Consider the following 11792-nt stretch of genomic DNA (forward strand, 5'->3'; position numbering starts at 1 on the left):
GCAATATCCAATGGCAGAAACTCATCGGGGGTAATGGTTATGATCAGGGCATGACTATCCGGCAGACACCCGATGGATATATATTCACTGGTTTTACGAGTTCTACCAATGATGAATACGCCACTTTGAATCATGGTTCATACGATCTCTGGGTTGTGAAATTGGATACAACCGGGGAGATGCAATGGCAGGATGTTCTAGGAGGGAGTGGCGATGAATGGGGAATGAGCGTCCGCCAGACATTGGACAACGGATACATTGTAACCGGATACACGAATTCCAATGATATCGAAAATATCAATTCGAACAACGGTGGGACGGATGCATGGGTGCTGAAACTGGGAAGTTCCGGAAATATTGAATGGCAGAAATTGTTCGGTGGGGAAAATTATGATGCAGGGCATAGTATCATCCAGACGTCGGATTGGGGATATGTCTTTGCTGGGTATACCGATTCCAGCAACAGCGGGGATGTTGGTAAAAATCATGGATATTTCGACATATGGGTTGTTAAATTGGACGGTTCTGGTGAAATTCTTTGGAAAAAATTATTAGGAGGCAATGGTTCGGAAATAACATATTTCGGAAATGGAATCCAGCAGACAACAGATGGCGGTTTCATCCTACTTGGGTATACAACTTCAAACAACAATGGAGACGTTGGTCATAACCATGGAGGAACCGATCTCTGGGTTGCGAAATTGAGCAATGCCGGAGAATTGCAATGGGAGAAGACACTCGGGGGCGCATCAAACGAATTATCCGGAAGTATCGAACAGATCTCTGATGGGGGGTATATCTTAACTGGAAACACACTCTCCAGCAATACCGGTGATGTTGGCCAGAATAATGGCGATACTGATTATTGGGTCGTGAAATTAGATTCGATCGGAGTTATCCAATGGCAGGATACCTTAGGTGGCAATAATTTAGAACAGGGCAACTGTGTTAAACAGACTTCGGATGGCGGTTACATAATAACAGGATTCTCCAGATCGGCCAATAGTGGGGATATCGGTGAAAATCATGGCTTCGAGGATGCCTGGACAATAAAACTGAGACCTCGCACCATGACTGCACCCGAGGACGTTAAAAGATATGCACCGAACCTGTGGTTCGAAGATTCTGAGAATTACTATCCGATCAATCCATTCTTTTACGTAAACGATTTCGACAAGATTAACGGAGAAAATGGCAAGAACTCATATTTGGCGATGACCAAAGATCAAAAAATAAACAATATTACAGTTCTGTACCATGTGGATGAAAGAATTCCTGATACCAAAGTGTACGAATATTGGTTCTATTATCCATTTAATGACTTTTTAGACCAGCATTACCATGATTGGGAAACGGTCTTTGTCTTCGTTGATAAAACATCAGGATCTGTAAAAAAAGTAGTTGCGTCTTCGCATTCAGATTGGGATCCTAATAACGTTCTTGATAATCCTGGAAAGGATCACTCAGATATTCTGGTTGAATGTGGATCTCATGCGAGTGTAATTGATGGAAATAATAATGGACGTGCAGGATATTTCGAACCGTTTGAAATAAGTAATCCTTATAAATATGTTATCAGGTCGCCCAATCCTGTACCGGAAATAATGCCCTGGGCTTATCAGATCTGGGGTTTCGGAAATCTTAATTTACCTCGCTGGTTGGTCTTGGAATATCCAATCTTGCCTGATACACCTCCGGATCCAACAACTTGGTGGAAACCCGGTATAAAAATTGCAAACAATGATCCCCGTTATAAGTTGAAGGAGATATCCCCGACGTTCATTCATAATTTCGACGGACAGGAAAAATTACCGAATTCTCCATTTCTAGGATCGTTTAATTTAAAAGTCCCTCAGCTGGGAATAGATAGTTATGTCCCAATTGGTGGAAATCAGCCACTTTTTGCTTGGAATACTGTATCTTGGGATAACCCCGAAAAAATTGATACCCCTCTTGAATATGTAATGCAAGGGGCAGTAACATACTTGCATTATTCTCCACATTGGTATGAATATCCGGGTTCGGTGATAGTCATATTCAGTGATCAACAATATGTTACCGCGACAAATGCCAGCGGATTTTTCCTTATCAATAATGTTACACCCGGATACCATGAAGTTGTAGTCAATCGACCCGGATTTTCCCCATACAAACAAAGATTCTTAAATGAAGGGAATTCAAGTCTGGGGGCCGATGAAAAATTATACCTTGTTCCCGAATCAGATTCATTCAGGATTCAGGGATATGTCAGAAATCAGGACGGATCCATCTTATCAAATTATCCTGTAGACGTTTATGATGGAAATAATACTCACTTGTTTACTACACTTACCGAAGAAGACGGTTCTTATTTGGAAACCGTCTCAAAATGGTACAATTATACTGTCGTAGTTGCAGATCAGTCATCGAATGGGACAGTAAAAGTAAATAGTATCGCCGGAAGTGTCGTTTGGGCTAATATCACAATCGGAACGCATTGTTCATGGCCTATACCGAACTTCACCGCCTCTTCGACAAACATCTCCACGTTCGAGACTGTCCAGTTCACCGATACTTCAGAAGCATCCCCAACGAAATGGTACTGGGAATTCGGCGACGGCACGAACTCAACGGAGCAGAACCCGTCGCACATGTACCTGGTGATTGGGAACTACACTGTCAATCTCACGGCATGGAACGATCTGGGGAGTGATACCGAGACAAAGACAGATTACATCACGGTCGGTTACCAGAAACCCATCAATGCAGATTTCAACGCCACCCCCACGACCGGCTCGTACCCGCTGACCGTCCGGTTCACCGACCTGACCAGTTCATCTCCCAACAAATGGTACTGGGAGTTCGGTGACGGGACGAATTCGACAGTCCGGAACCCGGTGCACATATACCAGACCGGCGGGAATTTCACGGTCAACCTTACGGCTTCGAACATCTACGGGAACGACACGGTCACGAAGGAGGATTATATCCGTATCTATCCCACGCCCGTTCCTGTTGCCGGTTTCACGTCCAATTATTCTTATGATGAAAACAAGGCACCCGTAACGGTTCGGTTTGTCGATCAATCGGTTGTCTCCGGGAATGAAACCCGGTGGTTCTGGGATTTCGGCGACGGCACGAATTCGACTGAACAGAACCCGGTCCACAGCTTTGATGTATGGCTGGGATATTACTACGGCGGGTACCAAATATCGCTGACGGTGACCGACAATTATGGGCGGACATCGACATTCTCGGAATATTTCGTCGAGGTCCGGAAAGACTATGAGCTCGATTTTATTGGAGAACCCAGATCCGGTAAATCACCATTGAATGTCACATTCTCAGATACCAGTCCCGACGACCTTGATCCGCGATATTATTTATGGGATTTTGGCGATGGGACTTCGTTCGAATGGATCCTCTGGGATAACCCGGAGGAACCTCCGAAAAACATAACCCATGTTTACAGCGCTCCGGGCAATTATACGGTGACGCTGACAAAAGGGATCGTGGTTCTGGAAACGGAAGTGACTAAGACCCGGGTGGATTATATTATCGTAACTTCGCCGGTTCCTCCGGTTGCAAACTTCTCCGCCAATATCACATCCGGGAAAGTCCCTCTTGCGGTTGCATTTTCTGATTTATCCTCAGGTTCACCGACAGGCTGGAGCTGGACATTCGGCGACGGCGCAGGGTCCTTGGACCGGAACCCGGTCCACGTTTACTCATCGGCGGGCATCTATACTGTCTCGCTGCATGTAACCAACGCTGACGGAAGTGATACCGCTACCAAAGTGAACTATGTCTCTGTCTCATCTCCGGTTCCTCCGGTTGCGGACTTTTCAGCCAATACCACATCCGGTACCGCACCTCTTGCAGTCGCGTTCACGGACACTTCATCCGGGTCACCAACAAGCTGGTCATGGAACTTCGGTGACGGGATAACCACGACCGATCGGAACCCGGTGCATGTATATTCCGCAACCGGGAAATATACCGTCTCGCTGAGCGTAACGAATGCAGACGGTAGCGATACTATTACGAAGCCAGATTACATAACCGTCACTTCTCCGACCCCGACTCCGACACCAACCCCGACACCAGGCACAATTCCGGCGACAATCAGAATCGAACCCGAAACCCTCAACCTGAAAAGCAAAGGTGTTTTTACCGCGTTCATCACCCTGCCTTCGGGATATAACGTGAATAATATCGATGTCGCTTCGCTTGTGTGCGAAGGTGCTCACGCGAAGAGTGGACACGCGACAGGAGGGGGTGAATATATTGCAAAGTTCGAGAGACAGGATCTGGTCGGGATTGTTCCGGGTGATGCGGTTACGTTCACGGTGGTTGGAAACGTGATTGTGAACGGAAATCCAATCGAATTTCGTGGGAGTGATACGATCAGAGTGATTGAATAGGAAACAATGGTAGTAATCGTGATTTTCTGAATGGTATGAGGGATTAATGAAAAGGCAGGGAATCACGCCCCGCCTTTTTTGTTCGACCATTTTAACAATCTCCTGTCAACCCCGGCCAAATCGAAGAACTTCATTCTTCTCCAATCTCATGTCCTCGACATTTGATTAATCGAAGAACCCGGTTCTTCTCTAGGGGCGCGTCCCTTCAGGACTCCCCTTACTTCAGCCCCGGCACCCCGTCCGCCCACTTTTCTACCCGGGAGCGGATCCCCTCATCATTGTATGAGGAGAGTGTCACCCGATCGCGGGCGATACTCAGGAAGTACAGCCCGGCCTTCGGGTCGTTGCACTTCAGGATGACCGAGAAGAGATCGGCAGCAGGGACATGATGTACCTTCCCGCCATGCGCTGCAATGTTTGCCATGTTCGAGATCACGGCGGCAATACCGTTCTGGTAGCCGTCGATGGAGTTGTACATATCCAGCCCGTTTCCGATCCGCTTCCCTTTCGTATTCATGTACACGAATTTTGCCGTGTACATCTCCCGCACCTTCTCGACCGGCGGGTGGTGCTTTTTCGCACTCCTGTAGGACGTGCACCCGAGCGGGTTCTTCAGGACGAGCGACTGGATGACAGCATTGAACGCCATCACGTCCGGAAACGGTTTTTTTAACTGGCGGACAGCACTCTTTGTTCCGGCTCTCTGGTTGAAATGTGCCATATTTTACCTCGTTTGGTATCAGCCACAGTATCGGTCGCGGTTGTTTCTCTCCCGCGATGCCCCATGACCCAGCCGGCGGTGCAGGGTGTTGGGGGAAGCGTATGAGTCCTGATCAAGGAGAATGAGGGGGACTGATAAATCCTTGGTGGTCGGTTGCACGGGGATTGGAGGGGGTCTGGCGGTGTACTTTAATGACCGCGACCCGCTGTCCCTAGGCTGTCTATTCTTTCCGGTATTTCCGGATTTACTGTCATTGAACTATGGCAATACACGGTCATTGTGGTGCCTTGTTTCACGTGGCATGTGGTTGTTCCAATTCGAAAAAAGTTGCCCGACCCCCTCCAACACCCCACGGCTCCGACCCGCTTTTTGCATGGGTGATGGCAGGCTTTTACGACTGTGAATTCGCGGAGTGATGGTGATCCTGATGTCCATATGTGGTAGGGGGGGTCGGGGCCAATATGAGGGTGATCTCCCCCCTCAGAACTCCCCGTCCTGCTCAAAACTCCTGCCATACCGGATCGCAAGCTCCGCCTTGTAGAGCTCCCTTCCAAGGTAGGCCGCATGGTCGAGCAACGTGACATCGCCGTTTTTCATGATGGTGTAAAAAACGTCCTGCCAGCGTTTGCCCCTCAACGCCTTGCCGTTGATGACCGCAACGATGGAATCGCCTTCAATCCCGATCCGGAAATTCCCTTTCGGGTCGTACGTAATCTTGTCCGGCATGGGTTTTGCACTCGCAATCGTATCATATTCAAGGGGGGGTTCGCGCCGCCGGCGTTTCTCCTTGAGCGTGAGCAGATCGATGCCAAGGTCTTTGGGATACGGCCGGTCTTTTGCGAGCACCATCATCTCGGTTGCCCGCCGCATCTCGCTGACTGATCCTTGTGTCTTGTCGGAGTGTTCGCTTGTGAAAATCACCGATGCACCGGCTTCCATGGCAAGCCCTGCAAGCAGCGCATTTGCGCCGATTGAATCTGCATCGAGGAGCTCAACGACATTCCCTGCACCAAAGAAGACCGGATATGATGATTTACCGAACTTTCTGAGTGACGTTGCCAGCCCGGAGCAGACCGGCTGGAGGAGGGGGTCGGCGATGATGCACCGGATGCCGCCCCTCTTTGCGAGCGCGATATTATGGGCAAGCGTGTGATCATCCGGCACCACAACCGCCGCAGCACCGGCTTTTGCGATCTCCTTCCCGATCACCGGGATATTTTTTGACTGGAGAGAGAGCACGATATCGGCCCGGAAAAGCGCCGCCCTGATAAGTACCGGGTCCTGCGTATCAACAGCAAGCGGGCGGTCGATATCGCTGACCGCGCCAAATACCCGTTTCACATCCTGCGGTGTCGCATCAAACCCAAACCCGAGGTCCACGATGTCCGCGCCCGCGGAAAAGAACCGCTCCACATCACTGCGGATATCCTCGCACAGGTGTGCATCCATGATCTCGGCGAGCACTTTTATCCTTGATGTCCCACCGATCTTCAGCCCCCGGATCAGGTAGGTGAAAGTGGCATTCCTCTCCAGGTCTTCGATTATAGAAAATGCCTCTTCTGCTCTCTTTGCCGCAAGGAACTCATCCGCGGGAACTGTGCGCGAGAGCGTGATGGTTTCAAGGAACGGGAGGATGAGGGCAAGGTCTGCCGCGTGCCGGGGGCCACGGTACACGGGCACACCAGTCTCTCTCTCGACCTGCGCAAACGACGCGGTGCACATGCCGGATACGATCGCCATATCATACCTCCCCTTTCCGATAAGGCTGTGGAGATGGTGCGGGGTGAGAAACGATGCGATCTCACCGGTTACAACCACATCTGCACCAAATCCCCGTGCGGCGTTGCGGACAATCGTCTCCGTCGCGGCACCCGTTGGCAGGAGGATGCGCATAAGTTCCCTTAATATCCGAAAGGTAAAAAAGATATGATCTGATGCTAACCTGCGATCTCCACGTGCACACGAACTTCTCCAAAGACGGTGAGAGTAGCGTGGAAGAGATACTGCGGCGTGCGGAGGAGGTCGGGCTCGATGCGATCGCGATCACCGACCATGACACCATTGACGGGGCTAAGAGAGCGCTTGCCTGTTCGTCGCCGGTTCTTGTGATCCCGGGAATTGAAGTCTCCACTAGGCAGGGGCACCTGATCGTCCTGGGGGTTACCGAGATGATCCCTGCCGGGCTCGATGTAGGGGAAACGATAGCAATCGCCCGCCGGCTTGGTGCAGTACTCATACTCCCGCACCCCTACCACATATGGCGCCACGGTGTAGCCCGGAAACGCAAGGCGGGAATGCTGATTGTGGATGCAGTAGAATCTTTCAACAGCCGGTATATTGTAGGCTCCGCGAACCGGAAGGCGGCGCGGATCGCCCGCCGGCTCGGCAAACCCTGCGTCGGCGGAAGCGATGCCCACAACGCCCGGTTTGTCGGATTTGGCAGGACTTTTGTTGATGCGGAACTGACTGTCCCCGCAATCCTCCAGGCTATCCGCGATGGAAACGTCTCGAGCGGGGGCAGGAAGACACCGCTGCGCACGTACACCCGGCAGTCGCTCCGGAACACGTGGAGAAAAATTGCACGGTTCACACGGCGCGTGCGTCTGAAATGAGGCTTGCGTTTCGCGTATCCTATATAGGGACCCGGTTCTTCGGGTCGCAGGTGCAGGCAGATCGCCGCACGGTTGAAGGTGAATTTATTGCCGCCTGCAGGCGTCTTGACCTGTTTATGGATTTCCGCCAGGCCGGTTTTTTATCCGCCGGGCGTACGGACCGGGGTGTGCATGCCAGAGGACAGGTGATCTCGTTTTCAACAAATTATCCCGAACGGGCGATCACGGCACTCAATGCCCAGCTCCCGCCGGACTGCTGGTGTACAGGATATGCGGAAGTGCCGGATGAATTCCACCCGAGATACGACGCCCGCTCGCGCACCTACCGTTACTACTTTGCCGCCACTATGGCTGACAAGGGTGAAGTAGCCCGTGCCGCGCAGCTTTTTACCGGAACCCATAACTTTGCCAATTTCGCCCGCGTGCGTGGCAAAAATCCATTCCGGACGGTACATGCGGCATCTATAGGAGAAGAACGCGGTTTTGTCTGGCTCGAAGTGACCGCTGACAGTTTCCTCTGGCACCAGGTGCGTTGCATGGCGGCTGCTCTCTGGCAGGTCGGAGCAGGAGAAATTGATGGGGGTTCGATTACGGCCCTTCTCGAACAGGAGTCTGCAAAGGCTGTCCCGCCGGCGCCTGCGGAAGGGCTCATTCTCTGGGAAACAGACTGCGGGATTACATTCATTCCGATGACGGTTGATGGCCGGAGTGCAGCTTATCTGGAATATCTTCGCCGGCACCACGCGCTGATGGAGCAGGTGTGCAGAACCCTTGCTGCACGGGAAGAGGCGGGACATGGCGATGAATGCGATTGAGACATATGACCTGACCCGGTATTACGGGACGCTGTGTGCGGTAAACGGGCTAACCCTCTCGGTCGACCGGGAGGTATTCGCCCTGCTCGGCCCCAACGGGTCAGGCAAGACAACGACTGTGCTCATGCTCACCACTCTCCTGCACCCGACCAACGGGTCTGCATCGGTCTGCGGGCACGATATCGTGCGGAACGGGGAGCAGGTGCGCCGTTGCTTAAGCTATGTCCCGCAGGACATGGCCATAGACATCAAACTCACCGGGCGAGAGAACGCACTCCTCTTTGCCCGGTTGTACGGGGTCGCGGACGCAAGCGACCGGGTGGACGAAGTGCTCGGGGTAATGGGGCTTACCGACCGGGCAGACGACCTTGTTAAGACCTACTCCGGCGGCATGCGCCGCCGGCTCGAACTTGCACAGGCGCTTGTCCACGAACCGGCTGTTCTCTTCCTGGATGAGCCCACGCTTGGGCTCGATGTCTCCGCCCGCGCCACGATCTGGGAACATATCAGGGCACTTAAAAAAGATGGCATGACAGTCTTTGTCACTACGCACTACATGGACGAGGCCGACCGGTACTGCGACCGGGTCGGGATCATCAGCCTGGGGTCAATCGTTGCGCTCGGTGCGCCGTCTGCGCTGAAAGCCCGGCTCGGCAAGGATGTGATCACCGCACAGGTCGACGGGGACTTCAAAGACCCGCGTGTCGGGGGAGTCGAGCTCCTTGCACTGGCAAACAACGAGGCAACCTTCTTAGCGGAAAACGGGCGCGAGGCGCTCCCGCTCCTTGCAGACGCATTCACAAAATCAGGGGTGAAAGTGCGCTCGCTTTCCCTCCGTGAACCGACGCTGGACGATGCCTTCCTCCATGCGGTGGGGACACCTAAGGAACCGGCAGGGTTCGACCAGACAAAGTTCCGGACGATGCTGAGGAGGAGAAAATGAGGGGGGTTTTGCATTATATCCAGCGGGATTTCCTGCGCTGGGTACGGGGCAGTGTGGCGGTCTTCTCTGCCCTCGTGATGCCGGCTGCATGGCTGATCTTTGTCGGACTTGCGTTGCCCATCAGGTTCACGGACAACTACCTCGACTTCATCACGCCCGGTATCCTCGTGATGACGATGCTCTCCGCAGGTCTCTCCGGCGGGACGCTGCTGATGTTTGACAAGATCCTCGGCTTTCTCAACAAGTTCCTCGCCCTCCCCTCACCACGGGAAGACATCCTGTATGGCAAGATCCTGTTTGTGAGCCTCCGTGGGCTTATCCAGTCGACAATCATCCTTGTGATCGCCGTGCTCATCGGCGCGACCATCTACAACCCGGTCCAGTACGGGCTGACATACCTGATCCTGTTCCTGTTCGGGATGCTGATCGCTGCGTTTGCCACCACACTTGCCCTTTACCTCGAAGACCACGACTCCTTTGCCGCTGTGAATACGATGATAGCCATGCCGCTTTTTTTCACGTCAAGTGCTCTCATGCCGTACAATGTCATGCCCGGATGGCTGCGCACCCTTGCGTCACTCAACCCGTTGAGCTACGCGATCGATGCAATCCGCGCCGTCAACACGGGTGTCCTGCCGTTCGTACAGATCGCAGCGCTCATTGCCCTGTGTTTCATCGTTACCGTGGTCAGCGTCCATGTGTTCCGCAGGGTGACGGTATAGTCAACTCAAGAGGTATTTAAACCTCAAAACAAATCCCTATCAAACGATCATGAAGAACCACCATAAAGTCGACCTGAGAGCCATCGCATGGCACGCGATGGAGAAGTACGGCTTTGACCCCCTGTTCCCGCAACCCGTGATGGAGGAAGTAAGTGCCCTCCATGAAAAGACGTTTTCAGAGAACCAGCATGACGCAAGCGACCTGCGCCACCTCCTCTGGTCGTCAATCGACAACCATGACTCCATGGACCTTGACCAGATCGAATACTGCGAACGAAAAGAGAACGGGAAGATACATGTCAGGGTCGCAATCGCCGATGTCGATGTCTACATAAAAAAACACTCGGAGACCGACCAGCACGCCGCTCATAACGGGACCTCCGTCTATACCGGCATCCAGACATTCCCGATGCTGCCAGACCGGCTCTCCCGGGACATCACCTCCCTGCTCCCGGATCAGGACCGGATTGCAGTCGTTATCGAATACATGGTTCTTCCTGACGGGAGCTTTGAGCCCGGGGACGTATACCGGGCCCTTGTGTGCAATAAGGCAAAACTTGTCTATGAAGAGGTCGGGGCATGGCTTGAAGGGACGGGCCCCGTCCCGAAAAAGGTACAGGAAATCCCCGGACTGGAAGAACAACTTCACCTGCAGAACGAGGCCTCACAGATCTTACGGAAAAACCGGAGAGAACAGGGAGCGCTTGAATTAGACACCATAGAAGCTGAGCCGGTTGTGGACGGAGACGCGGTCAGGGACCTCATCGTGAAGCGGCAGAACCTGGCGCGATGTGTTATCGAGGAATTTATGGTCGCAGCGAACGGGACCATGGTCGCCACACTGGGAAACGCCGGAGTACCCATGATACAACGGGTCGTGCGTACACCTAAGAACTGGGAAGGCATTGTTCTTGCCGCTGCGACGCATGGTGGGATCCTGCCCGATGAACCGGATGCAAAAGCGCTCGCAAAGTTCCTCATCCGGCAAAAAGAAGCCGACCCGGAACGCTTCCCGGACCTGTCCCTGACCGTAGTCAAACTTCTGGGGCCGGGTGAATACATGATGCTTGAACCCGGTGCACCACCGGCCGGCCATTTCGCCCTCGCTGTCATTGACTATACCCATGCCACCGCCCCGAACCGGCGCTACGTGGACATCATCAACCAGCGGCTGGTAAAATCGATCCTTGATAAACGACCAAGCCCTTACCCAAAAGATGAACTCTCTGACCAGTCCTCATACCTGACCGGCCGGGAGAAAGCAGCCAAGAAAGTCCAGCGTTTTATGCGGAAGGCTGCAGCCGCAGTGCTGCTCCGGCACAGGCTGGGGGAATCATTCGATGCGCTGGTGACCGGTGCCGCAGATAAAGGGACCTATGTCCGGCTCATCACGCCACCTGCAGAGGGGCGAGTCATACGGGGTGAAAAAGGCCTCAGGGTAGGCCAGAAGGTCCGCGTCCGTCTGCTCAAGGCAGACCCGTTCAACGGCTTTATTGACTTTGAACGTAGTGGTGGCAGGTAAGACAGGGACCGGGCAAACAATACATCCCGCCTGCTTTGCCCCCTCTTTTTGGAG

8 protein-coding genes are annotated in these 11792 nt (G+C 53.0%); 6 read left to right on the forward strand and 2 right to left on the reverse strand.

Annotated elements, in window-relative coordinates; genetic code table 11:
• The first annotated feature begins 50 nt into the window (after positions 1–50).
• Positions 51–4403: a PKD domain-containing protein gene (locus OS112_01100; GenBank protein ID WAC05253.1), complete on the forward strand. Its 4353-nt coding sequence runs from the start codon at positions 51–53 to the stop codon at positions 4401–4403.
• A gap of 217 nt (positions 4404–4620) precedes the next feature.
• On the opposite strand, the gene OS112_01105 is transcribed toward OS112_01100, so the two are convergent.
• Together OS112_01105 and OS112_01110 are read right to left on the reverse strand one after the other, a co-directional pair.
• Positions 4621–5124 (reverse strand): hypothetical protein, encoded by a 504-nt coding sequence (locus OS112_01105; protein WAC05254.1) that lies wholly within the window; start codon positions 5122–5124, stop codon positions 4621–4623.
• Positions 5125–5604: 480 nt separating this feature from the next.
• Complete coding sequence (locus OS112_01110) at positions 5605–7017, reverse strand: dihydropteroate synthase-like protein (GenBank protein WAC05255.1); 1413 nt, start codon at positions 7015–7017, stop codon at positions 5605–5607.
• Positions 7018–7058: 41 nt separating this feature from the next.
• Here OS112_01110 and OS112_01115 point away from each other — a divergent pair, with 41 nt between their 5' ends.
• The 5 genes from OS112_01115 to OS112_01135 are packed head-to-tail and all read left to right on the forward strand — an operon-like array spanning position 7059 to position 11738.
• Entirely contained in the window at positions 7059–7736 is a 678-nt protein-coding gene (locus OS112_01115; protein WAC05256.1) for a PHP domain-containing protein, read from the forward strand.
• Complete coding sequence (gene truA / locus OS112_01120) at positions 7733–8551, forward strand: tRNA pseudouridine(38-40) synthase TruA (protein ID WAC05257.1); 819 nt, start codon at positions 7733–7735, stop codon at positions 8549–8551. The genes OS112_01115 and truA overlap by 4 nt, the downstream gene beginning before the upstream one ends.
• On the forward strand, positions 8538–9494 hold the full coding sequence (locus OS112_01125; GenBank protein ID WAC06184.1) for an ATP-binding cassette domain-containing protein: 957 nt from the start codon (positions 8538–8540) through the stop codon (positions 9492–9494). The genes truA and OS112_01125 overlap by 14 nt, the downstream gene beginning before the upstream one ends.
• Positions 9491–10216 carry an ABC transporter permease gene (locus OS112_01130; protein WAC05258.1) on the forward strand — a complete coding sequence of 242 codons (726 nt, stop codon included), beginning with the start codon at positions 9491–9493 and terminating at the stop codon, positions 10214–10216. The genes OS112_01125 and OS112_01130 overlap by 4 nt, the downstream gene beginning before the upstream one ends.
• 49 nt (positions 10217–10265) lie before the next feature.
• Positions 10266–11738: an RNB domain-containing ribonuclease gene (locus tag OS112_01135; protein WAC05259.1), complete on the forward strand. Its 1473-nt coding sequence runs from the start codon at positions 10266–10268 to the stop codon at positions 11736–11738.
• The last annotated feature ends 54 nt before the right edge of the window (positions 11739–11792 follow it).

The organism is Methanoregula sp. (genome assembly GCA_026625165.1).
GTDB lineage: Archaea > Halobacteriota > Methanomicrobia > Methanomicrobiales > Methanospirillaceae > MVRE01.

Coding starts and splice junctions, on each gene's coding strand:
- OS112_01100 (WAC05253.1), top strand. CDS start 51: ATGACTATCCGGCAGACACCCGATGGATATATATTCACTGGTTTTACG.
- OS112_01105 (WAC05254.1), bottom strand. CDS start 5,124: ATGGCACATTTCAACCAGAGAGCCGGAACAAAGAGTGCTGTCCGCCAG.
- OS112_01110 (WAC05255.1), bottom strand. CDS start 7,017: ATGCGCATCCTCCTGCCAACGGGTGCCGCGACGGAGACGATTGTCCGC.
- OS112_01115 (WAC05256.1), top strand. CDS start 7,059: ATGCTAACCTGCGATCTCCACGTGCACACGAACTTCTCCAAAGACGGT.
- truA (WAC05257.1), top strand. CDS start 7,733: ATGAGGCTTGCGTTTCGCGTATCCTATATAGGGACCCGGTTCTTCGGG.
- OS112_01125 (WAC06184.1), top strand. CDS start 8,538: ATGAATGCGATTGAGACATATGACCTGACCCGGTATTACGGGACGCTG.
- OS112_01130 (WAC05258.1), top strand. CDS start 9,491: ATGAGGGGGGTTTTGCATTATATCCAGCGGGATTTCCTGCGCTGGGTA.
- OS112_01135 (WAC05259.1), top strand. CDS start 10,266: ATGAAGAACCACCATAAAGTCGACCTGAGAGCCATCGCATGGCACGCG.